The organism is Subtercola boreus, assembly GCF_003399625.1.
Classification (GTDB): Bacteria; Actinomycetota; Actinomycetes; order Actinomycetales; family Microbacteriaceae; genus Subtercola; species Subtercola boreus_C.
Window position 1 is genome coordinate 25,475 of record NZ_NBXA01000001.1, and the last position, 22,088, is coordinate 47,562.

At 66.2% G+C, this 22,088-nt stretch carries 22 protein-coding genes; 6 read left to right on the forward strand and 16 right to left on the reverse strand.

The window, feature by feature from the left end:
• Positions 1-3: 3 nt before the first annotated feature.
• A complete protein-coding gene (rpmG, locus tag B7R21_RS00155) occupies positions 4-171 on the reverse strand; it encodes a 50S ribosomal protein L33 (protein ID WP_104245585.1) in 168 nt (55 codons plus the stop codon).
• Positions 171-407, reverse strand: a complete 237-nt coding sequence (rpmB, locus tag B7R21_RS00160; protein WP_116281233.1) for a 50S ribosomal protein L28 — start codon at positions 405-407, stop codon at positions 171-173. The genes rpmG and rpmB overlap by 1 nt, the downstream gene beginning before the upstream one ends.
• 174 nt (positions 408-581) lie before the next feature.
• Between rpmB and B7R21_RS00165 the strand changes: the two genes are divergently transcribed.
• Entirely contained in the window at positions 582-1,901 is a 1,320-nt protein-coding gene (locus tag B7R21_RS00165) for an ABC transporter permease (protein ID WP_116281234.1), read from the forward strand.
• Here the strand turns inward: B7R21_RS00165 and B7R21_RS00170 are convergent.
• The 8 genes from B7R21_RS00170 to B7R21_RS00205 all read right to left on the reverse strand — a co-directional run bounded on the left by B7R21_RS00170 (position 1,868) and on the right by B7R21_RS00205 (position 9,924).
• Positions 1,868-2,257, reverse strand: a complete 390-nt coding sequence (locus B7R21_RS00170; RefSeq protein WP_116281235.1) for a Fur family transcriptional regulator — start codon at positions 2,255-2,257, stop codon at positions 1,868-1,870. The two genes, B7R21_RS00165 and B7R21_RS00170, sit on opposite strands and share 34 nt — an antisense overlap.
• Positions 2,258-2,306: 49 nt before the next feature.
• On the reverse strand, positions 2,307-3,197 hold the full coding sequence (locus tag B7R21_RS00175; protein WP_116281236.1) for a metal ABC transporter permease: 891 nt from the start codon (positions 3,195-3,197) through the stop codon (positions 2,307-2,309).
• On the reverse strand, positions 3,197-4,090 hold the full coding sequence (locus B7R21_RS00180; RefSeq protein ID WP_116281237.1) for a metal ABC transporter ATP-binding protein: 894 nt from the start codon (positions 4,088-4,090) through the stop codon (positions 3,197-3,199). Before B7R21_RS00180 ends, B7R21_RS00175 begins: the two co-directional genes overlap by 1 nt.
• A gap of 10 nt (positions 4,091-4,100) precedes the next feature.
• A complete protein-coding gene (locus tag B7R21_RS00185; RefSeq protein ID WP_116281238.1) occupies positions 4,101-5,048 on the reverse strand; it encodes a metal ABC transporter solute-binding protein, Zn/Mn family in 948 nt (315 codons plus the stop codon).
• A gap of 115 nt (positions 5,049-5,163) precedes the next feature.
• Entirely contained in the window at positions 5,164-6,603 is a 1,440-nt protein-coding gene (locus B7R21_RS00190) for a dihydrolipoamide acetyltransferase family protein (protein WP_116281239.1), read from the reverse strand.
• A gap of 71 nt (positions 6,604-6,674) precedes the next feature.
• Complete coding sequence (locus B7R21_RS00195) at positions 6,675-7,661, reverse strand: alpha-ketoacid dehydrogenase subunit beta (RefSeq protein WP_116281240.1); 987 nt, start codon at positions 7,659-7,661, stop codon at positions 6,675-6,677.
• On the reverse strand, positions 7,661-8,782 hold the full coding sequence (locus B7R21_RS00200) for a thiamine pyrophosphate-dependent dehydrogenase E1 component subunit alpha (protein WP_116281241.1): 1,122 nt from the start codon (positions 8,780-8,782) through the stop codon (positions 7,661-7,663). Before B7R21_RS00200 ends, B7R21_RS00195 begins: the two co-directional genes overlap by 1 nt.
• A 35-nt stretch (positions 8,783-8,817) precedes the next feature.
• A complete protein-coding gene (locus B7R21_RS00205) occupies positions 8,818-9,924 on the reverse strand; it encodes a histidinol-phosphate transaminase (protein ID WP_116281242.1) in 1,107 nt (368 codons plus the stop codon).
• A 124-nt stretch (positions 9,925-10,048) separates the two neighbouring features.
• Here B7R21_RS00205 and B7R21_RS00210 point away from each other — a divergent pair, with 124 nt between their 5' ends.
• Genes B7R21_RS00210 through purB form a run of 5 tightly spaced genes read left to right on the forward strand, consistent with a single transcriptional unit; the run spans position 10,049 to position 16,224 of the window.
• Positions 10,049-12,343: a glycosyltransferase gene (locus B7R21_RS00210; protein WP_116281243.1), complete on the forward strand. Its 2,295-nt coding sequence runs from the start codon at positions 10,049-10,051 to the stop codon at positions 12,341-12,343.
• Between the two features lie 47 nt (positions 12,344-12,390).
• Positions 12,391-13,776 (forward strand): nucleotide disphospho-sugar-binding domain-containing protein, encoded by a 1,386-nt coding sequence (locus B7R21_RS00215; RefSeq protein WP_116281244.1) that lies wholly within the window; start codon positions 12,391-12,393, stop codon positions 13,774-13,776.
• Between the two features lie 16 nt (positions 13,777-13,792).
• The gene (locus B7R21_RS00220; protein ID WP_116281245.1) at positions 13,793-14,203 is read left to right on the forward strand and encodes a phage holin family protein; all 411 of its coding nucleotides are present in this window, start codon (positions 13,793-13,795) and stop codon (positions 14,201-14,203) included.
• Between the two features lie 51 nt (positions 14,204-14,254).
• Positions 14,255-14,845 (forward strand): low molecular weight protein-tyrosine-phosphatase, encoded by a 591-nt coding sequence (locus tag B7R21_RS00225; RefSeq protein WP_116281246.1) that lies wholly within the window; start codon positions 14,255-14,257, stop codon positions 14,843-14,845.
• Positions 14,842-16,224, forward strand: coding sequence for an adenylosuccinate lyase (gene purB, locus B7R21_RS00230; RefSeq protein WP_116281247.1), 1,383 nt, complete (start codon positions 14,842-14,844; stop codon positions 16,222-16,224). The genes B7R21_RS00225 and purB overlap by 4 nt, the downstream gene beginning before the upstream one ends.
• On the opposite strand, the gene B7R21_RS00235 is transcribed toward purB, so the two are convergent.
• The 6 genes from B7R21_RS00235 to rplI all read right to left on the reverse strand — a co-directional run bounded on the left by B7R21_RS00235 (position 16,218) and on the right by rplI (position 22,081).
• Positions 16,218-16,526 (reverse strand): hypothetical protein, encoded by a 309-nt coding sequence (locus B7R21_RS00235; protein ID WP_116281248.1) that lies wholly within the window; start codon positions 16,524-16,526, stop codon positions 16,218-16,220. The genes purB and B7R21_RS00235 overlap by 7 nt on opposite strands.
• Entirely contained in the window at positions 16,523-17,170 is a 648-nt protein-coding gene (locus B7R21_RS00240) for a DUF308 domain-containing protein (RefSeq protein WP_116281249.1), read from the reverse strand. Before B7R21_RS00240 ends, B7R21_RS00235 begins: the two co-directional genes overlap by 4 nt.
• Before the next feature lie 164 nt (positions 17,171-17,334).
• Positions 17,335-18,882 carry a hypothetical protein gene (locus tag B7R21_RS00245; protein ID WP_116281250.1) on the reverse strand — a complete coding sequence of 516 codons (1,548 nt, stop codon included), beginning with the start codon at positions 18,880-18,882 and terminating at the stop codon, positions 17,335-17,337.
• 52 nt (positions 18,883-18,934) lie between these two features.
• A complete protein-coding gene (locus B7R21_RS00250) occupies positions 18,935-19,657 on the reverse strand; it encodes a hypothetical protein (protein ID WP_116281251.1) in 723 nt (240 codons plus the stop codon).
• Positions 19,658-19,871: 214 nt separating this feature from the next.
• Positions 19,872-21,248 (reverse strand): replicative DNA helicase, encoded by a 1,377-nt coding sequence (gene dnaB / locus B7R21_RS00255; protein WP_116281252.1) that lies wholly within the window; start codon positions 21,246-21,248, stop codon positions 19,872-19,874.
• Between the two features lie 380 nt (positions 21,249-21,628).
• Entirely contained in the window at positions 21,629-22,081 is a 453-nt protein-coding gene (gene rplI / locus B7R21_RS00260) for a 50S ribosomal protein L9 (RefSeq protein ID WP_116281253.1), read from the reverse strand.
• Positions 22,082-22,088 lie beyond the last annotated feature (7 nt).

Sequence of the window (22,088 nt, forward strand, 5' to 3'; positions counted from 1 at the left end):
GTGTTACCGCTCCTCTCTGAAGTCGACGTGCTTGCGGATGACCGGGTCGTACTTCTTCAGTACGAGACGGTCGGGGTTGTTGCGGCGGTTCTTGCGGGTCACGTAGGTGTACCCGGTGCCGGCCGTCGAGCGAAGCTTGATGATCGGGCGTACGTCTTGTGCTTTAGCCATTAGATCTTCACCCCACGAGCCAGGATCTCTTTGACGACAGACTCGATACCGCGTGCATCAATCACCTTGATGCCTTTGGCCGAGAGGGTCAGGTTCACGTTGCGCTTCAGCGACGGAACGTAGTAGGTCTTCTTCTGCACATTCGGGTCGAAACGACGCTTGGTGCGTCGGTGCGAGTGCGAGATTGCGTGACCGAAGCCGGGAACGGCTCCAGTCACCTGGCACACTGCGGCCATGATTTTCCTCCAATTACCGTAGAGCGGATGCCCTACCCAAGTTCTCTTGTCGGCATGCGTCACCCGAGACTCGCTGGGGCGCGCATACGAAGGCCGACGGAGATACCGCCGACCAGCGACCCACACTAGCAGCCTTGCTGGGTATTCTGGTAACCGAGAGAAGGGAAGCGACCGGTGACTGTGAACCCTCCCCTGAAGCCGGAGGTGAGCGCCTACCGCCGCTGGTACTCCACCCTCCACCCCTCCCTCCAGCTCATCGGCCTGCAACTGTGGCTGCCTCTCTTCTTCATCGTGGCGTTCTGCCTCTGTTATGTCGCCGCCTTCCACGCCCCTCACCCGCACGATGTGCCCGTCGGCATCGTCGGCTCCGCGCAGCAGTTCGAGTCCGATCTCGACCGCACGGTGCCCGGCGTGGTCTCGGTCGAGAGCCTGGCGACGGTCGACGAGGCGAAGGCTGCCGTGCTCTCGGGCCGTGTCGCCGTGGCGTTCGACCCCGCGACATCCACCATCTTCAAGGCCAGCGCCCACCAGTACCAGGTCTCTGCCCTGCTGCCCGTACTGATCACCCCTGCCCTGCAGGCCGAGAACATCACCCCGACGACACTCGACCTCGCCCCGCTCCCGCCCTACGACGAGTACGGCACCGTCTCGATGTACCTCATGCTCGCCTGGTGCATCGGCGGCTATATGGTGGCGATGTTCATCGGACTGATGGGGGCGCCGCTTCGCCACAGGTCCCGGATGGCCGTGATCGTCGTCGGCGGAGCGCTGATCTCCCTCATCACCAACGTTCTCGCCGGTCCGGTGGTGGGCGCTGTCGACGGGCACTTCGGCGCACTGTTCCTCATTGCATGGGGCTGGATCGTCGCGGTCGGCCTGGCCGTGAACGGCCTCAGCTACTTCGCCGGGCGCTTCATCGCAGTGCCTGCGATGATCATCTTCGTCTTCCTCTCGATGCCCTCCTCCGGCGCCGCGTATCCGTCGTGGTTCATGCCGGAGCCCTTCGCGTGGCTCAACCACGTCGTGGTCGGCAGCGGCATCACGGAGATGCTCAAACGGGAGCTCTATGGGGTGGGGCCGGGGTTCGCCCGCGGTTTCATCATGATGGCCGGTTACGCCGTCGTCGGTCTTGTGCTCATGTTCGTCGGCAAGCCGTACCTTGAGTGGCGGCGCGTCCGCCGGGTGATCTCGGGGCGCACCACCATGTTCGCCGACGCGAACACGGCGAACCGCGAGTTCCTGACCCGTGAGCGCGACGAGATCCTGTACCGGCACGGGCTGCTCACCACAGACACTGGAACGATCCACACGATCTCCGCCGGAGAGCGGGAGGAACTCGACGAGCCCACCACCCCGAGCATGTTCCTCGGCACCCCGGGAGGGCTCGAGCCCGAACTCCCCGAAGAGGGGCAGAGCCCGCAGAGCCGGCAGAGCGTGCAGAGCCGGTTGGTGGAGCCGGCTCAGCCCACTGCAGGCACGCACGCGGAGCAGTAACCGAACACATCGACGACGTGCTCGGCCTGTGAGAAGCCGTGCAGGGCCGCAACGCTCTTCGCCCACTGCTCCACATCGTCAGCCTCGATCTCGACGGCGAGTCCGCAACCGCGGCAGATCAGATGATGGTGGTGGCCCGTCGAGCATGCCCGATAGAGGCTCTCGCCCTCGGGCGACTGGAGGGAATCAGCCTCACCCTCTGTGGCGAGGTCGCCGAGGGCGCGGTAGACCGTGGCGAGACCGATCTGCGAGCCGGTTCCCTTGAGGTTCGAGTGCAGGTCCTGGGCGCTGACGAAACCCATCTGGGTGCCGAGGGCTGTGCGCACGGCCTCCCGCTGCCAGGTGTTCCGTTTCATCGCCACTCCTCTCCTCCACAATGCCTAGTTCCGTCAGTTCTGCACAATTTTAGCCCCGGGCCGGCAGTGGATCGACGGTGCGCCCACTATTGCCATGGCGCTTCCGAAGAGCGGCGATGACCCGGCAGACCACGTAGATGAGAAAGGAGATCGTGGTCACATAGGGGCTGATCGGCACCGAACCACCGAGGGCGAGCATGATCCCGCCCACCAGCGACACGACGGCGAACACAGAACTGAGAAGCGGTACCAGAACCGGCGACGACGACAACCGGAGGGCCGCCGCAGCGGGAGTCACCAGGATCGACAGCACGAGCAGAGAGCCGACCACCTGCACGGAGACGGCCACTGCCAGACCGAGGAGAAGCATGAAGTACAGGGAGAGGAACCGCGTGGGAACACCGCGGGCCGATGCGACGTCCACGTCGACACTGGCGAACATGAGTGGCCGCCAGACGACGGCGAGCCCGACGACCACCACGATCGAGATGGCGATCAGCGAGCCGAGGCGGGGGTTGTCCACCGCCACGATCTGTCCGGTCAGCAGCCCGAACTTGTTCGCCGAACGCCCCGGATACAGGGCGAGACAGAGAATACCGAGGCCGAGGCCGAAGGGCATCAGCACCGCGATGATCGAGTTGCGGTCGCGTGCCCGCGTGCCGAGCAGGCCGATCAGGGCTGCCGCGACGAGCGAGCCCACCAGCGACCCCTCGACCACGCCCACACCGAAGAGCAGGCCCGCGGATGCCCCGGCGAACGAGAGCTCACTGATTCCGTGCACGGCGAACGCCATGTCGCGCGACATCACGAAGACGCCGATCAGGCCGCCGACGACCCCCAGCACCGCACCGGCGATGATGGAGTTCTGCAGCAGCACGAGCAGCTCGCCGTAGTTCGTGAAGTTGAAGATCTGCGACCAGAAGTCGGCGTCCGCCGTCATCACGATGCCTGTCCGTCGGGTGTGAGGTGCCGGTCGTGGTGCGCGGTTTCGCCGGTGGCATCCGGATGCCCGTGGCTGCCGTCGGCCGTGCCGACCACGATGACCCGGCCCCGCGTGCGAATCACGTCGACAGGAGAGCCATAGAGGGCGGAGAGAACCGACGACTGCAGCACCTCGTCGGGCGTGCCGATGCGGAAGCGCCCGTTGGCGAGATAGAGCACACGATCGACCATGTCGAGGATGGGATTGATGTCATGGGTCACGAAGAGCACACCGAGATCGCGCGCCCTGCGCTGGGTGTCGATCAGCTCACTCACCGTGCGCTGATAGTTGAGGTCGAGCGAGAGCAGAGGTTCGTCGCAGAGCAGGAGGCTCGGGTTGCCCGCAAGGGCCTGTCCGACCCGCAGGCGCTGCTGCTCGCCACCCGAGAGAGAGGAGATGGGGGCGTCGGCGTAGCGGGTGGCCCCGACAGCGGCGAGGAGTTCGTCGACCTGGTGGCGGCGCGAAGCGGAGGGCAGCGGCACGCCGAAGCGGTGCCCGCTGATGCCGAGACCGACCAGGTCGCGAGCGCGGAGCGGCGTGCCGTCGTCGGCCAGCTTCTGCTGCGGAATATATCCGATACGACGGTTGCCCCGTCGGAGCGGTGCTCCCAGAAAGCGTGCCGTGCCCCCGCTCAGGCGTTGCTGGCCGAGGATCACCTTGAGCAGGCTCGTCTTCCCGGATCCGTTCGCCCCGATCACGGCGATGAACTCCCCGGCGGTGACCGCGAGGTCGAGGCCACTCCAGAGCGTGCGGCTGCCGAACCCGAGCGTCGCATTACGGAGGGCCAACACCGCATCGGCCGGCGCCGCGGGGGCACCGGCCGGACGGGAAGTCGGATCAGGCAGGGTCATCTACCGAAGATTACTGCGAAAGCGCGCTCTTCAGCGCCGCCAGGTTGCCGCTCATCCAGTCGAGATAGCTCGTGCCGGTGGGCAGGGTCTCGGTCACGGGAACGACGGGAACGTTCCCCGCCTTGGCCGCCTCGAGAACGGCGTCGGTCTGCGGGCCGCTCGTCTGCTCGTTGTAAACGAGCACTTTCACCTGCTTAGCGGAGAAGAGCGCAAGGGTCTGGGCGAGCACGTCGGGGGCGACATCCGTGCCGCCCTCGATGGCTTCGCTGAACTCGGCCGGGGTCTCATCGACGAGGCCGGAGGCGTCCATCAGGTACAGCGGCACCGGCTCGGTGATCGCTGCGCCGGTGCCCTGGAAACTCGACTTCAGTTCGGCCTCTGAGGCGATGAGCCCGTCGAGCTTCGTGCTGTACGCCGCAGCGTTGGCGGTGAAGGTCGAAGCGCCTGCCGGATCGAGGGCGGCGAACGAGGTGGCGAGCTGGTCGACGACCTTCTTCACGGTCGGGAAGTCGTACCAGAGGTGCTCATTGAAGGCGCCGGTCGTCGGTGCGAGGTCGTAGCCCGACACAGTGGCGGCAGTGACGATCGTCGCTCCCGTGTTCTTCGAGCTCGAGAGCATGGTGTCGACGAAATCGTCGTAGCCCCCGCCGTTCTCGACGACGACAGCGGCCTTCGACAGGGCGAGCTGGTTCTGAGCGTCGGCCTCGTACTCGTGCGGGTCTTTCGACGGATCGTCGATGATCGACGTGACGGAGACCAGATCTCCGCCGACCTGGGCCGCGATGTCGCCCCAGACATCGGTCGAGGCGACGACCGCGATCTGGCCGGAACCGGATGCGGCGGCGGTCGAAGCGCCATCAGCGGCGGGTGACCCGGACGAGCAGCCGGCGAGCGTCACCGCAGCGAGCGCGGTTGCCGCGATGAGGGCGAGCCTGGTGGGGGTACGGAATGAGCGCATGGCTGGAGGGATCCATCTAGACAGGGGGCGAACGCGCCACGTTCGGGCACGTTCCGATGCTAGGGCTTATTGATAATGATTGTCAAAAGCGATAGCGGGATCCACGCGAACAGTGTCAGTCGAGCAGCAGCGCGGGTTCCTCGACGATCGCCGCGACATCCGCGAGGAAACGGCTCGCGACGTCGCCATCCACCACGCGGTGGTCGAAACTCGCACCCAGCGTCGTGACGAACCGGGGGCGCACTTCACCGTCGACGACCCAGGGCTTCTGTTTGATCGTGCCGAGGGCGACGATCGCCACCTCGCCCGGATTGAGGATCGGCGTACCGGTGTCCATCCCGAAGACGCCGATGTTCGTGATCGTGATCGTTCCGTTCGCCATGTCGGCCGGACTCGTCCGGCCCTCCCGGGCCGTCAGAGTGAGGTTCTCGAGCGCGATCGCAAGCTCCCGGAGCGTCATCGACTGCGCCTCTTTGACGTTCGGCACCAGCAGGCCCCGGGGAGTGGCCGCGGCAATGCCGAGGTTCACGTAGTTCCGCACGATGATCTCCGTGTCGGTCCACGCCGAGTTGACCATGGGGTTTCGCCGAACCGCCCAGATGATCGCCTTGGCGAGGATGAGCAGGGGCGACACACGAACGCCCACGAAGTCGGCGGAGCCCTTGAGCCGCTTCACGAACTCCATCGTGCGGGAGGCGTCCACATCCACGAACAGGCCCACGTGCGGGGCGGTGAAGGCACTCGAGACCATCGCCTTGGCGATCTGCTTGCGCACGCCCTTGACGGGGATGCGCTCCTCGCGCTCATCCGCCCACTGGGGGGTCTCGATGTTGTGGAAGACCTTCGCCTGGGAGGCATGCCTGATCACGTCGTCGCGTGTGATGTCGCCGATCAGACCCGTGGGCGTGACCTCGTTGAGGTTCACGTCGAGGTCTTTGGCGAGCTTGCGGATCGGCGGCTTGGCAATCACCGGGAGGCCCGTCACCGCCGGCGAGGAGTGCCCGACAGGCCGGGTGGCCACCGGTGCAGCGCCGGTCGCCCCAGACGTCGGAGCAGACGGGGCGGCTGCAGCCGGTGCAGCGACCGCGCGGGAAACAGGAGTGCTCGGGGTGGGAGCCGGAGCGCTCCGGGGCCGTCGGCGACTGGTGACGTGGCCCTTGGTGCCGTAACCCACCAGCACCGCGCCCGCGGCCTCCTCGGCCTCCTCGGGCGCTGCTGGCTCTGCCTGCACGGCGGGCGTGACCTCGGCGACGACCTGCTGCGAGCCTGCATCAGCACTGGCACTTGCACTGGCACTGGCACTGGCACTGGCACCGCCGCCCGTGACCCGGATGATCGGGGTACCGACCTCGACGGTCATCCCCTCGCTCACCATGAGCTCGCCCACGACACCCCCGAAAGGAGACGGCAGCTCGACCAGCGACTTCGCCGTCTCGATCTCGACGATGACCTGGTTGACCTCGATGGTGTCGCCGGCGGCCACCCGCCAGGAGACGATCTCAGCCTCGGTCAGGCCTTCGCCCACATCGGGCAACCTGAACAGTGAATCACTCACGGGAACTCCTGGGATCGGCGGGGTGGATGGGGACGGATGGATGACCGGCAGCGGAACCGGAGCGGCTGGGCTCAGAACGCGAGCGCTCGGTCGACTGCCTCGAGCACCCTGTCGGCGTCGGGGAGGTAGAACGACTCGATCTTCGACGCCGGATAGGGGGTGTCGAAGCCCGACACCCGGAGCACCGGCGACTCGAGCGAGTAGAAGGCCCGCTCGGCCACCGTCGCAGCGATCTCCGAACCGACGCTCGCGAAGCCGGTGGCCTCCTGGCAGACGACCAGCCGGCCGGTCTTCTCGACCGAGGCGAGGATCGGGGCGTAGTCGACGGGGCTCAACGAGCGAAGATCGAGAACCTCGATGCTGATGCCCTCCTCCGCAGCGACCTGCGCGGCCTGGAGGAGGCCGGCGACCATGGCGCCGTGGCCGATCACTGTCACATCGGTACCGGTCCGAACCACACGGGTCGAATGCAGGGGCGCCGCACTCAGGGCGAAGTCGACAGGCCCCTTCGGCCAGTAGCGGCTCTTCGGCTCGAAGAACATCACCGGGTCGTTCGAGGCGATGGCCTCCTGGATCATCCAGTAGCCGTCGTTCGGGGTGCTCGGGCTCACCACGCGAAGGCCGGCCGTGTGCGCGAAATACGCTTCGGGGCTCTCCTGATGGTGTTCGACCGCACCGATGTGACCGCCGTAGGGCACACGGATCACCACGGGCATCGGTACCGCGCCGGCCGTCCGCGCCGTGAACTTGGCCAGTTGGCTGGTGATCTGGTCGAATGCCGGATAGATGAATCCGTCGAACTGGATCTCGCAGACCGGTCGGTATCCGCGCATCGCGAGGCCGATGGCCGAGCCGACGATACCGGACTCGGCGAGAGGCGTGTCGATGACCCGATTCGTGCCGAACTCGGCCTGGAGGCCCTCGGTGACCCGGAAGACGCCGCCGAGCTTGCCGATGTCCTCACCCATCAGGAGAACACGGTCATCTGCCGCCAGCGCAGCCCGGAGGCCTGCATTCAGCGCTTTGGCGAGAGGCAGTTCTTCTGTAGCCGCAACCATCAGGCACCTTCCGTCAGCGAGGACTCGTAGGCCTGGAGCCAGGCCTTCTGTTCATCGATCACCGGGTGCGGTTCCGAGTAGGCGTTGTCGAAGATCGTCGAGAGCGGGGGGGCACCGAGCTCGAGCGTGCGCTGACGGAGGTCGGCGGAGAAGTCCTCCGCCTGCGTGTGCACCTCGTCGAAGAACGCATCGTCGGCGCCCTGGGCACGCAGGTAGGTCTCGAACCGGATGATCGGATCCCTCGCCACCCAGTACGCCAGCTGCTCGGGCGTCTGGTACCTCGACGGGTCGTCGGAGGTCGTGTGTGCGCCGATCCGGTAGGTCATCGCCTCGATGAGCTGCGGACCGCCGCCGCTCCGAGCATCGTCGAGGTGCTTTCTCGAGACCGCGTAGCTCGCGAGCACATCGTTGCCGTCTATCTGCACGCTCGGGATACCGAAGCCCGCTGCGCGGAGGTAGAGCGGGGTGCGCGACTGGGTGGTGACCGGCACCGAGATCGCCCAGTGGTTGTTCTGGAGGAAGAACACCTGCGGGTTCTGGCCGCTCGCCGAGAAGACGAAGGCCTCGCTCACGTCCCCCTGGCTCGTGGCCCCGTCGCCGAAGTATGCCATCACGGCTATATCGGACTCGACGTCGCCCGTTGCGTATGCTCCGTCGAACCGTACGCCGGTGGCGTAACCGGTCGCATGCAGGGTCTGGGAACCGATCACGAGGCAGTAGTTGCGGAAGTTGCCGTTGGCGGGATCCGTGGCGTCCCATCCACCCATGCTCACACCGCGCATCACCTTCACGATGTCGACGATGTCGACCCCCCGCACCAGCGCTACCGCGTGCTCGCGGTAGCTCGGAAATATCACGTCCTGCGCGCGGGCGGCACGGGCAGAGCCGACCTGCGCAGCCTCCTGGCCGTGGCTCGGCGGCCAGAGACCCATCTGCCCCTGGCGCTGGAGGTTCGTGCACTCCTCGTCGAAGCGCCGCGTCACGGCCATGTCTGTATAGAAGCGTCGGTGATCCGCTTCATCCAGCTCCTGCAGGTAGGGGAGGTACTCCTCAGCGGCCTCGTTCGGGGCGAATGCGCCATCGATCGAGAGGAACTGTACGGCTGGCGAAACTTCTGCCACGTGGCTTACCTCGTGCTTCTGTGTTGGGGCCAGCTTCACAGTATCGGCTGGGCGTCGGGCTGGTTTGAGAGGAGATCCACAATCTCCTGGGTCGATGCCAAGAGTTTGTCTACAGATTCCGACTCCCCGATGGAGATACGAATGCCCTCTGGCGAGAAGGGTCTCGCCATGATGCCGTGGCTGAGCAGGATGGTCGCTGCGGCATCCGTGTTCTCGCCGGTCGACAGCCAGACGAAGTTGCCCTGCGGTTCGGGCACCGTCCAGCCCTGGGCCAGGAGTCCGTTCCAGATGGTCGTGCGGAGTTTCGCGATGTGCGCGACGCGCTCGAGCAGCTCGGCCTCCTGGTCGAGCGAGGCCATGGCGGCACGCTGGGCCTGGTGCGTCACCGCCAGAGGAATGCTTGCACTCCGGGCTGCATCGATCACCGGTACAGGGCCGATCCCGTAGCCGATGCGCAGACCCGCCAGCCCGTATGCCTTCGAGAACGTGCGGAGCACCACCAGGTTCGGGTAGCGGGAGAGAAGAGGTATGCCACTCACGGCATCCGGGTCCGTCACGAATTCGGCATATGCCTCATCGAGAATGACCAGCAGGTCACGCGGCACCTGCGCCATGAATTCGGCGAACTCGCGGTTCGTCACGATCGTGCTGGTGGGATTGTTCGGCGTACAGACGATGACGAGTCGGGTGCGCTCGGTGATCGCTTTCGCCATTGCGGGCAGATCGTGCCCGTGATCGGCCCGGTTGGGCACCTTCACACTGGTGGCACCGCTCATCACAGGCAGAAGCGGATAGGCCTCGAACGAGCGCCAGGAGTACACAACCTCGTCGCCGACCCCGGCGGCTGCGATGACGAGCTGAGCGAGGAGGGAGACCGATCCCGCACCGATGATGACCTGTTCGGAGCTGACTCCGAACCTCTCGGCGAGCCGGGCGGAGAGTTCGGGTGCATGACCGTTCGGGTAGCGGTGCAGCACCTCCGAGGCATCCTGTGCCGCCTTCAGGACACCCGGAAGGGGTGGGAACGGATTCTCATTGGCCGACAGCTTGAAGCCGCCCTCGACCGCTTTCCCCTGGCGGTAGGCCGGCAGTGCGACGATCTCCGGGCGCAGCTTGACGGGGGAGGTCTCGGGTACATCCATGGGCACAGTTTATTGGTTCCACCTGTCGTAACCTCCCGTTCCCCCCAACGGAGGATCCGTATGGTGCTCGTGCCTTGTCAAGGTGTTGCCGGTACCCAGCCGAATGAGCTTCACTTGTTGGATCATGGAACTGGAACAAGCGATTGCACGACTGAACGAAACACCGTTCATCCTTGATGTGTTGAGGTCGGCCGATGTTCTCGCCGATGCCGTCGATCGGTTCGGCGCCGACTCCGTGCCGACGCTCATGTCGCTCATCTCCGACGACTCGGATGCCCTCACGTCGATCGCCGCCGTCCATGCGCTGGCCCGTATCTATGACGACAAGGCGGAGTTCGCCCTCTCGGAACTCCTCTCCTCCGACCGGGCGTACCTCCGCGAGCATGCGGCCTGGGCCTTCTGGACCCGCCTGCCCCGCCTCGACGCCGTCTCCCGGCTCGTCAGGGGAGTGATCGGTGGAGGCTTCACGGGTGCCCTGGCGGAACGCACCCTGCAACAGTGGGCCCTCACGACACCCGACCACATCGCCCTGGCTCTCGAAGGAGCGCTGGCCAGCGAGGAACGGCCGGCGCCGCGCGCACGGCTGGCAGAGACGCTCGGGCTGATCCCCGGCCCGGTAGCCGGTCGCGCCCTGTGCGTTCTCGCCGCCGACGCCGGAGAGACGGAGGTCGTGCGTGTCGCCGCCATGGCAGCGCTCGGCGACCGGTCGGTGGATGCCCGTGCCCGAGCTGTGGTGCAGGAGTTCGCCGAGCAGAAGGGACTCATCGGGGATGTTGCGCGTCTCGCCGCCTACGACATCGACCTCTCCCTGAACCCGGCCAGACCCCTGCCCGGCAGCTTCCGCCCCGCAGCCGAAGAGCGGGGCGGCCGACAACGCGGGCTGACCATCGCCCAGCTCTTCCTGCACGCCGACATCGACAGGGGTCTCACGCGCGCGGGCGCCGGCGACAACGGCGGAATCGCCACCCTCCTGGTGCGGCTCGGGGACTCGCTGCTCGCCGAGCCGGGGATAGACAGGGTCATCACGCTCTCCCGGGGGAGCGCTGACGCCTCACTGGCCGCACTGCCGGGAGCGCACACCTGGCTCTCAGACAAAGCGGAGGGGAACCCCGAGCGTCACATCCTCGCGCCCGTGCCTCTGCTTGCCGAAGCGACGTCGACCGCGAGCGCCTGGCCCACCCGCGTCGCGGCAGAACGCGGCATCCGGCGTGCTCTGCTCGCCCTCGGTCCCGTCGACGTTCTGCACCTCCGGATGGCGGACGTCGGCAGCATGGCGGCCGCCACTGTCGCCTCCCGCCTCGGCATCCCTGTGGTGTTCACGCTCGCGCCCGATCCGCACGGCGTCATCCATGCCCTCGACATGGCCGGCACACTCACTCGCGAGTCCTTCGGCGTCGTCGACGAGCACGAGCACTACTGGTTCCGCACCCGTCTCGTGCAGCGGTTGGCCGGCCAGGCCGCCCACACGGTGCTGTTCCCGCGGCCCGAGCTGCGGAACGACCTGCACGAGCTGCTCGGCATCGACATCGACGACGACCCCGGGCGGTTCACCGTCGTGCCCGAAGGCATCGACGTCTCCGTGATCGAATCGGCGCTCGTCGAAGCCGAGAAGCGGGCAGAACCCGGTACGGAGGGTCCTGCTGAAGCGGATCCTGCGGAGGCGGCCGGTGCGTCCTCCGCCGACGCGGCCTTCGACCTCCTCGACGAACTGGTGCGCGCCCTGCCGCCCCACCGCCACGGTCTGCCCCTCGCCATCACCGTCGGCCGGCTGCACCACGTCAAGGGGATGGCCACCATCGTCGAGGCGTGGGCAGCGGATCCCGCACTCCGCGAGGCGAGCAACCTCGTTCTCGTGGGCGGCGACCTCGCGAATCCGTCAGCTGACGAACAGGGCCAGCTCGACCGGATCGAGCGCACCCTGCGGGAACACCCCGATGCCCGTGACGGGCTCGTCCTCGCCGGCCACCGCCCCAATGACGTGGTGGCGCGGTGGCTCGGCGCGACACGCTTCGGGAGCGAGCGCGACGGGCACCAGCCCGCGCGCCCCCTCATCGCCCCGCACGGCGTGTATGTCTGCGGCAGCCTCAAGGAGGAGTTCGGCATCGCCCTGCTCGAAGCCCTCGCCGCCGGTCTGGTGGTGATCGCGCCGAACGGGGGAGGCCCCGCCACGTATATCGACGATGGGGTCACCGGTTTCCTGGTGGATACGCGGGCGCCGGCCGGCATCCGCAGCGGCCTCCGCAACGCCCTCGAGCTCGCAGCCGCTCCGGAAGACGTCGACTCCGCGAGGATCAGCCGTGCCCAGAACATGGTGCACGCCGAGTTCACCGTGAGCGCCATGGCGCACGCCCTCACCGCCGTCTACAGCGACGTCGCCGGTCGATCGAGCGAGCCCGTGCGGGCAGAGTACGCCCAGTGACGGAGTACGCAAAGTGACGGAGAACGCCCAGTGACGGAGATCATCCAGTGACCCTGCTCGTCATCAGCCCGGACTATGCCTCACACCTCCTGCCACTGGCCACGCTTGCCACCGCCTGGCAGGAACGCGGCGAGGAGGTGGTCGTGGCGACCGGGCCGGCCACCGCGTCCATCGTCTCGGATTTCGGCTTCTCACAGGTCACCCTCCAACTGGGCCGGGGATCCAACCCCGGGGTCATTCGTGCGGAAGACCAGCCGGTCGGCGAAGACGAGGCCCTGCGGGGTTTCTTCGCCGCCACACGCTCCGGCATGATCGAGACCCTACGTTTCCAGGCCGAGGCCCGCAGCAGTGACCTGTTGTACAGACCTGTGGAGAAAGCGCGTGAAGTGCTCGCTGTGGTGGAGAAGCTGCAGCCGGACCAGATCCTCGTCGATCACCTCGCGTTCGGAGCACGCCTCGGGTTGGACGCCGCCGGCCTCACCTACGGAGACGTCGTCCTCGGGCATCCGAGTGCGCTCCCGGTCGGCGGGGAGGTGTACGGCCACCCTCCTTTCTGGCCCGGGGCCTTCAGCCCGTCAGCGCAGGAGCTCGGGGGACTCCGCACGCTGAATGAGAGGATCCGCGATCAATTCACGTCCGAATGGAATGCCGCCCTCGCCGTTCTGAATCCGGACGCCCGACCCTCGACCGACGCGTTCGCCGAGCACGGCGACCTGCTGATGCTGAACTACCCCGAAGCGCTTCACCCACCGCACCGCACCGCAGACCTCCCCCGGCACGTGTTCCTCGGGTCGGCCGTGCGCACCGAGCCCGCCGACCAGGAGGTCGAAAGGTGGCTCGCCGCCAGCGACCGACCCGTCGTCTACGTGAGCTTCGGCAGCTTTCTCTCGGTACGCTCCGACGTGCTTCGCCGGGTCGCGGATGCCCTCCGGACGCTCGACGTGAGGGTCGCCCTGGCGACCGGATCCTCCGATCCCGCCACCTTCGCTGACGTTCCCGCCGACTGGCTCGTGCGGGGATTCCTGCCCCAGGTGACCCTGCTCGAACGCGCGAGTCTGATCGTCACGCACGGGGGCAACAACAGTGTGACGGAGGCGGCGACCGCGGGAGTCCCTCAGCTCGTGCTGCCCTTCAGCACCGACCAGTTCGCCGGGGCGGCCGGCGTCGTCGACGCCGGAATCGGGATCGCCCTCGCCCCGAACACCGCCAGCGTGTCCGAGCTCCGAGCGGCGAGCATCCGCCTGCTGGAACATTCCGGTCATGGGGCGACTTCTGAGCAGTCCGCGCAGTCGCGTGCCCGGGCTCTCGGAGAGCAGCTCCGCGCGTGGCCTGGCCCCCGGCGGGCCTACGACTTCCTCGCGTCGCAGAGCACACCGCAGGGCACGCCGCACGGTACGCCGCACGCACGACCGGCTACCGCACCCCGGCATTAGCTGGGATAGTGGGGGCATGCGCAGATTCCTCGTCTCCCTGGTCGCGAATGCCATAGCCCTCTGGGCCACCGTGCAGATCGTCGGGGGAGTGAATCTCGTCGCCTACGACACCGGTGTGGTCGCCGCGATCCTCTCGTACCTCTTCGTGGCCCTCATCTTCGGAATCGTGAACGGCATCATCGGCACAGCGATCAGGGTCGTGGCGTTCCCCCTCTACATCCTGAGCCTCGGCCTCATCTCGTTGGTCGTCAACGCCGTACTTCTGCTGCTGGCGGGCTGGATCACCAGTCTCTTCGGGTTCGGTCTCGAGGTCGACGGGTTCTGGTGGGCCGTGCTCGGCGCACTGGTGCTCGCCGTGCTCTCCGCCATCATCGGAGCGATCCTCAAGGCGATCTTCCGCGTCGACCGGAACACCAGCCGGGCCTGATCTCCTGCCCGGCCGCCACACCGGGCAGCGCCCGGCTGAGACAATGGACACATGCCCGCCGACACCGCACCCAGACCCGACGGCGTGTTCCGCGTCTGCATGGTCTGCACTGGCAACATCTGCCGCTCCCCGATGGCCGAAGTGGTGCTGCGCGACCTCGTTCTGAAGAGCGGATTGGATGACCGGATCGTCGTCTCTTCGGCCGGAACAGGCGACTGGCACGTGGGCGAACAGGCCGACCCGCGCACTCTCGCCTCCCTGACCGAGCACGGCTACGACGGCCAGGCTCACCGGGCGCGACAGTTCGACCCGAGCTGGTTCGAGGGGCTCGATCTCGTCGTGGTGCTCGACCGGAGCCACGAACGGGTCGTCAGGGACTGGGCCGACAACGATGCCGACCGCTCCAAGATCCGCCTGCTCGCCAGTTTCGACCCCGAAGCGGGCTCACAACTCGACGTACCCGATCCGTACTATTCGAACGCCGCTCTCTTCGACCGGGTGCTCCTGACGATCGAGCGGTCGTGCCGCGCACTGTTCGCCCAGCTCGAGCCGGCACTCCGCCACACGCCGCACACCTCGCCCGCCCATCCGCCCACACCCGCCGCCGACGCGGCCGCAGCCCTCTCCGGAGTCCAGCCATGACCCTCCCCCTCCAGCCCCTCAGCCCGCTCGACGGCCGTTACCGGGCTGCCGTCTCCGGCCTCGGCGAATTCCTCTCAGAGGCCGGCCTGAACCGCGCGCGGGTCGAGGTCGAGGTCGAATGGCTGCTCTACCTCACCGACCACGAGTTCTTCGGCTCATCCCGACTCACCGAAGATCAGCGCCGCAGCCTCCGCCAGCTCGTCACCGACTTCGGGCAGCCCGAGATCGACGAGCTGGCCGGCCTCGAAGCCGTCACCCGGCACGACGTCAAAGCCGTCGAATACCTCGTGCGCAACAAACTGAAGCAGCTCGGCCTCACCGCCGTCGAAGAACTCACGCACTTCGCCTGCACCAGCGAGGACATCAACAACCTCTCCTACGCGCTCACCATCCGCGAGGCGGTCACCGGGGTCTGGATGCCCGCCCTCCGTCTTGTCGTCACAGAACTGCGGCGCCAGGCGTTCGAGCACCGTGCCGTGCCGATGCTTGCGCGCACCCACGGACAGCCGGCCACGCCCACCACAATGGGCAAAGAGCTGGCGGTGTTCGTCTACCGGTTGGAGCGCATCATCCGCCAGCTCGAACAGACCGAGTACCTCGCGAAGTTCAGCGGGGCGACCGGAACGTTCGCCGCGCATCTCGCCGCGTCGGAGTCGACCGACTGGCCGCATGTCTCCGAGGAGTTCGTGACCTCGCTCGGCCTCACCTGGAACCCGCTCACCACCCAGATCGAGTCGCACGACTGGCAGGCGGAGCTCTACCAGCGCGTCGCCCATGCCAACCGGGTGCTGCACAACCTGTGCACCGACATCTGGACCTACATCTCGCTCGGCTACTTCACACAGATCCCGGTGGCCGGTGCCACCGGTTCCTCGACGATGCCGCACAAGATCAACCCGATCCGGTTCGAGAACGCCGAAGCGAACCTCGAGCTCTCGAGCGCGCTGCTCGACTCGCTCAGCCAGACTCTCGTCACGTCGCGCCTCCAACGCGACCTCACCGACTCGAGCACCCAGCGGAACGTCGGCGTCGCACTCGGACACTCGCTGCTCGCGCTCGACAACATCCTCGGAGGGCTCGGCCAGATCTCGCTGAACGCCGGACTGCTCGCCGAAGACCTCGACGGCAACTGGGAGGTGCTCGGCGAGGCGATCCAGACCGTCGTGCGTGCGGAGATCGCCGCTGGACGCAGCTCGATCAGCGATCCATATGCGCTCCTCAAGGAACTCACGCGCGGAAAGCGGATCGGCCAGGCAGAACTCGTGGCGTTCGTCTCGGGCCTCGACATCGGCGCCGACGCCAAAGCCCGGCTCGTCGCTCTCACCCCCGCCACCTACACGGGCCTGGCGAGCGAGCTGGTCGACTACCTGTCTCAGTGAGCCTTCGGGCCCGGGCCGAGGTAGGGGCCGGGCACACCGCCCGCACCCGTCCCCGCCTCGTCTTCGCCCTGCAGCTCCTGCTGCTCAGCCGCGTTCGGCTTGAACGTGAGGGTGAACATCGCGATCACGACCAGTGACACGATGAACGCAATGCCGAAGAAGACCACGGCCAGCAGGGGCTGGCGAGTGGAGAGCAGCACCACGACGCCCACGAACAGTGCGAGGCCGGCCGAGAGCAGCACCAGTTCGACGGGCTTCAGGATCTCGCGGCGGGTGGGTGGTTTCGGGTCTTCAGAAGTCACGAGATTGTTTCCTGGTTCAGCGGAGCAGTGTGGTCGACGTGCTGTCCCCAGCGGAGGGACAGCCCACCGATCACGAGGAAGATGGCGAGGATGACGGCGTACCCGCCGAACAGGCCCACCGCGGTGACGATGTCGAGCGGCAGCGCCAGGAACACCAGTGCGAGCACCGCCGTGAAGCCGCCGACGGCAAGCCAGTCCTTCGACGCGAGGGCGTCCGTCTCACGCTCATCGGTTGCCCCACCCCGGGAACCGCGCTCGACGACCGTGCTCCGCGGCCGGCTGCGGAGGCCCGCATAGAGCTCCAGGAAGCCGGTGAGCGCCGCGAACAGAGTGACGAGGTAGAGGAAGTACGGAACCCCGCCCTGGTTGAAGACGAGTGCAAGGATTCCGACGAGGATCCCGACGATGCCTTCTGCCACGAAGAGCCGGCGGGTGACCCGAACCGCGACATACCGCGGCGAGAGAAGCAGCACCAGCACCCCGGAGACAACCGCGTAGGTACCGAACACGAAGAGCCCGACCTGCGCGGAGTGATTGAGGCTGAACGCAAGGAACACGCCCACCACGAGAGCCGGAATCGCCCGGGCGACCGGTACCCCCCAGTAGGGAGATCGACCTTCCGTGCGTGCTACCTGGCTGCTCACCTGAAATGGCCTCTTCTCGAAGTGCTGACCATCCATTGTATTGCGCCCGGCCTGTGAGCTCCCCGCCCCCGGGCGCACGTTCCCCCTGTCGCGATCAGGCGCCGCAGGCGCTGTTGTGAACTCCGTCCTACGCCGCGTCAGATCTGCGGTTGGCCGAGAGGCGATCAGTTCGAACTCGGCACCGGCTTCGGAGTCGAACTGCCCGGGAAGCAACTCGCTCCCTTGGCGTCTGCGCTCCATCCCGCCAGTCGGTCGCACTTGAGCGTCGGAGTCTGGCCGCCCGGCTGCGGCATCTCGACGTGCACGTCGGGCAGACGGTAGTTGATGCCTTGATCACGGGCGAAGATCAGAACGTCACCGTCCGCGACGATCATCGGCACCTGGTACTCCACCCACGTGATCTCCCGGGGTCCGACAGGTACGGGGATGGTCTCCTTGATATCTGTCTTCTGCTGATACTCGAACCCGTAGCTCTGTTTGACGGTGAATGCGAACTTCTGGCCGATGAACGACTGCTCGGCCGATGCAGTGACCTCCGTCGCGTACTTGTGCGTCGTCTGCACCGACGTCTCCACCTCTACCTTCCTCTCCCATACGGGCTTGTCGGTATCGTTGGCGGCCTGCCACTTCCGGTCGTCGCCCACGGTCTTCATGAACTTCTTGGCGTCGGTGAGGTTGACATTGCAGTCGCCGTTGTCGCTCGAACAGTACTTCCGAACCAGATCGGCCGCCGTTGCCGGGTTGTCGACCGTCGTGACCTCCCGCTTGTCGACGAGCAACTTTGTATCATAGGTACCCCCGTCACCGTTCACGGGGTGCTCGGACTGGATAGTGCACTGATAAGGGGTCGTCAGCTGTCGGTCGAGAGAGTCCAACGGGACGTTGTTCTTGCCGGGCAGTTGGTCGGTGATGAAACACGCGGCGCCGTGGTGCCAGGCGACTGCGCGAAGCGTCTGCGACCATCCGATGACCCAGTAAGAGGTCTCTCGACCCTCGTCCAGTATCCGGTAGCTGAAGCGAACGCGCGCAAGATCTCCGCCCTCGACCGGCTTGTCGCCCTCCCGCATGACGACGGCGAAGTCCGCGCCCGAGTCTCGGCCGACTTCCCTGCTGCCGGCCACCAGATAGGGGAGATTGTTACCGTCGTAGGTGCCGTCTTTCAGTGTCACCGGTCCGCTCGTGCGTATGCTGCCGGATGCTTCGGCGAAGCGGTTCTGTGAAACCTTGAAGGTGATCTTCGTATTCAAGCCAGCCTGGGTGACCTCGGCTGCACAGTTCCATTGCGTCGCGTCCGTTGTGCCTGCCCAACCGGGATAGCCCTTGTGAACGTTGCAGAATGCGCGCCATCCTTCCGTCCCCCCAGGGGTCACGCTGTAGGTGACGGTCGGGGTCAGCCAGTATCCCGTCGTCTTCCCGAGCATGCCCAGCTGATAAGCCACGCTCCGGTACGGACTCCCGCTCTGAGAAGCGACGCCGGAGAGTTGAAAGACCTCCGAGACCCCCTCGACGGTCGTCTTCAATGCGGTCGAGCTGCCCACGACTCCGTTGTAGTCCTGTCCATCGGACAGGGTCGTTCGATCCGCGGCGATGAACACCGTGGCCTTCACGTTCTGGCCTGCCGCGACGGCGGCATCGATCGGTCCGACGAAGCCGGAGAGGACGATGGCCACGATGGCTGCGGCGGCTGCAGCGAGTTTGGCGTGCGTGGTCATTGTTGTACCTTCTCGTGTGATGCCCGCGGGTCGCGGGACCTGATGGAAGAAATCAAGAGCAGGAGTCTGCCGGAAGAGCGAAAGTGACGGTCCAGTCGCCCGGGTCGAAGCCGTCGAGGCGCTGGTCGTCGTCGACGATCGGGGTCACCACCGCCGTGACGGGCTCCTTCTCGAGGATGACGTTGTAGCGCTCCCCGGGATACATCACGACGGGAGTGCCGCCGTCGGCGCTGACTTCGAACCGCACCCCGTCGCCCGCCCCTTCGACGAGCAGCGTCCCGTCGAGGCCTGGGTCGTCGGCTGCGCAATCCGGCTGAGTGGCGGTCAGTTCGCCGACGGACACGGGCACGCGGCAGTCCTTGCCCTGAACGGTGACTTCGGACGTGGTCGAACGACTCTCGTCGAACTCCCACCCGACTGTCGCGGTGAGGCCGGCTGTGCCGGTTCCGGCGAGCACTTGCGTGAACGTCACGGTGCCTGGCCCGCCGGGGCCGGCTGCCGGGATCTCGGTCCCCGAGGGTGATTGCGAGATTCCGACCGGTTCAGTGCCGTCGAAGCCGAGGAGTGTCGCAGGATGACTGCTCCGGTTCTCCAACGTCCAGGTGATGGTCGACGTGGTGGTGTCGGTGCTCTCACAGGCGGCCGATCCAGTGAGCGCCATTGACCCGACAGCCGGATCGGCGGTCGCCGTGCTGAGCGCGGCCGCGGTCGCGACGCCGGCGACCACGAGCACAATTCCGGCACCCACGGCGAACCAGACTCTTTTGTCGACCATGTCAAGACCTCGTTGGATGCGCACGCGAATAAGGGCGGCTCAGAACTGAGCCGATTCCAGTCTGCGTAAGCGCCTTCGGCACCACCATGGACCTAGGTCGCCATTCGACCCCTCGAAGGCAACCACCTCTCGAAATGCCCGTACGGACGTTTCAAGGACACGTCCCCCACGACAGGGACACGTTGGAGAAATCTACGACCACGCAGGGATCGACCTAGGCGTGCGGCATGTCCGCGAAGCGCGAGAAGTGCCCGTGGAAGCCGACGGTGACGGTGGCCGTCGGGCCGTTGCGGTGCTTGGCGACGATGAGGTCGGCCTCGCCGGCCCGCGGGTTGTCCTTCTCGTAGGCGCTCTCACGGTGCAGCAGGATGACCATGTCGGCGTCCTGCTCGAGGGAGCCCGACTCGCGGAGGTCGGAGAGGGCCGGCTTCTTGTCGGCGCGCTGCTCGGGGCCACGGTTCAGCTGGGAGAGCGCGATGACGGGAACCTGGAGCTCCTTCGCCATCAGCTTCAGGGCCCGGGAGAACTCACTGACCTCCTGCTGCCGGGATTCGACGCGCTTTCCCGACGTCATCAGCTGCAGGTAGTCGATGATGACCATCTTCAGGCCCACCCGCTGCTTCAGCCGCCGGCACTTCGCGCGGATCTCGACGAGCGTCATGTTGGGGCTGTCGTCAATGTAGAGCGGCGAATCGTTGATGCGGCCCCGGGTGGCGGCGATCTTGGTCCAGTCGTTGCTCTCGACGGTTCCCTTCCTCATGTTCTGCAGGGGAATGGATGATTCGGCGGAGAGCAGTCGCATGGCGATCTCACTCCGCCCCATCTCGAGCGAGAAGAAGATCGAGGGCATGTCGTGCTTGATGGATGCCGCGCGTGCGAAGTCGAGAGCGAGGGTCGACTTACCGAGCGCGGGGCGCGCAGCGACGATGATGAGCTGACCCGGGTGGAGGCCATTGGTCAGCATGTCGAGTTCGGCGAAGCCGGTGGGAACGCCGGTCATCTGGCCCTCGCGGCCCTTCGCCGCCTCGATCTCGTCGATGGCCGCGCTCACGGCGGTCGTCAGAGGCACGTAGTCCTCGGTCTCCGTGTTGCCGTTGACGGCATAGATCTCGGCCTGGGCGTTGTTCACCAGGTCCATCACCTCGCCCTCGCTGGCGTAGCCCATCTGCACGATGCGCGTACCGGCCTCCACGAGGCGCCGGAGGATGGCCTTCTCCGCCACGATCGACGCGTAGTACCCGGCGTTCGCTGCGGTCGGCACCAGGCTCGTGAGCGTGTGCAGGTACTCGGCTCCACCGGCCCGTGTGAGGTCGCCGGACTTCGTGAGCTCGTCGGTCACCGCGATGACGTCGGTCGGCTCGCCGTGCGAGTACAGGTTCAGGATCGCGTCGAACACGAACTCGTGCTTGGGGATGTAGAAGTCTGCGCCGCGCACGACCTCGACGACGTCGGCCACAGCGTCTTTGCTGAGCAGCATTCCGCCGAGGGCACTCTGCTCTGCCAGCAGGTCATGCGGGGGAGTGCGTTCGTGGCCCCGGGTCTCGCCGATCGACCTCGTGTCGCCTGTCAGGCCGAGATGCGCTATCGACACCCGAACTCCTCTTCTCGTGATCCCAGGCTTACCGCCACCGTCTGACATCCGGGCGAAGTGACACGCGAGCGATGCTGGCTAAGACTAGGAACCGCGTGTCGCGGTGCACAAATCGGGCTGTGTATAACTCTGTGGAAATACACCGGTAAACGCGGCGAGTCTTGTGCACAACATGTGGAATCAGTTGTGTACAAAAAAGAATCTTTGGCGGTGAAACAGCACTTGATCAGGGTTTTAGATTTCCCACAGCCTGTGGACTGATCAATGTTTGAATGCGGAGTTGAATGTTGGTAACCCGACACGCCCTGTGTACAAAACACTTGACAAAAACGACGAAGGAGGGGAGCGCCCGAAAGCGCTCCCCTCCTTCGGGTCACAGACTATTTTGCGGCTACGACCTGGATGGTGATGGTCGCGCTGAGGTCGTCACGGAGGCGAATGGACGCCTCGTGAGTACCCGTCGACTTGATCGGCGTGGTGATCTCCACCTTGCGACGATCGATCGATCCGAAGCCCGCAGCAGCGACCGCGTCAGCGATCGCGCTCGGCTTGACGGAACCGAACAGGCGTCCTTCTTTGCCCGCCTTGATGGCGAGCTTGACGACGTTGTTCTCGAGAACCTGCTTGAGGTGCTGGGCCTCTTCGATCGTTGCGAGTTCGCGGGCGGTACGGGCAGCCTTGATCGATTCGATCTGCTTCTCGCCACCGCGGCTCCACGTCACCGCGAAGCCCTGGGGGATCAGGTAGTTGCGTGCGAAGCCGTTCTTGACCTCGACGACATCACCTGCGGAACCGAGGCCGGAGACCTCGTGCGTGAGAATGAGTTTCGACATTGTGAGT

Coding starts and splice junctions, on each gene's coding strand:
- rpmB (WP_116281233.1), bottom strand. CDS start 407: ATGGCCGCAGTGTGCCAGGTGACTGGAGCCGTTCCCGGCTTCGGTCAC.
- B7R21_RS00185 (WP_116281238.1), bottom strand. CDS start 5,048: ATGCGCTCATTCCGTACCCCCACCAGGCTCGCCCTCATCGCGGCAACC.
- B7R21_RS00220 (WP_116281245.1), top strand. CDS start 13,793: ATGCGCAGATTCCTCGTCTCCCTGGTCGCGAATGCCATAGCCCTCTGG.
- rplI (WP_116281253.1), bottom strand. CDS start 22,081: ATGTCGAAACTCATTCTCACGCACGAGGTCTCCGGCCTCGGTTCCGCA.
- B7R21_RS00250 (WP_116281251.1), bottom strand. CDS start 19,657: ATGGTCGACAAAAGAGTCTGGTTCGCCGTGGGTGCCGGAATTGTGCTC.
- B7R21_RS00210 (WP_116281243.1), top strand. CDS start 10,049: ATGGAACTGGAACAAGCGATTGCACGACTGAACGAAACACCGTTCATC.
- B7R21_RS00180 (WP_116281237.1), bottom strand. CDS start 4,090: ATGACCCTGCCTGATCCGACTTCCCGTCCGGCCGGTGCCCCCGCGGCG.
- rpmG (WP_104245585.1), bottom strand. CDS start 171: ATGGCTAAAGCACAAGACGTACGCCCGATCATCAAGCTTCGCTCGACG.
- B7R21_RS00205 (WP_116281242.1), bottom strand. CDS start 9,924: ATGGATGTACCCGAGACCTCCCCCGTCAAGCTGCGCCCGGAGATCGTC.
- B7R21_RS00245 (WP_116281250.1), bottom strand. CDS start 18,882: ATGACCACGCACGCCAAACTCGCTGCAGCCGCCGCAGCCATCGTGGCC.
- B7R21_RS00170 (WP_116281235.1), bottom strand. CDS start 2,257: ATGAAACGGAACACCTGGCAGCGGGAGGCCGTGCGCACAGCCCTCGGC.
- B7R21_RS00225 (WP_116281246.1), top strand. CDS start 14,255: ATGCCCGCCGACACCGCACCCAGACCCGACGGCGTGTTCCGCGTCTGC.
- B7R21_RS00195 (WP_116281240.1), bottom strand. CDS start 7,661: ATGGTTGCGGCTACAGAAGAACTGCCTCTCGCCAAAGCGCTGAATGCA.
- purB (WP_116281247.1), top strand. CDS start 14,842: ATGACCCTCCCCCTCCAGCCCCTCAGCCCGCTCGACGGCCGTTACCGG.
- B7R21_RS00175 (WP_116281236.1), bottom strand. CDS start 3,197: ATGACGGCGGACGCCGACTTCTGGTCGCAGATCTTCAACTTCACGAAC.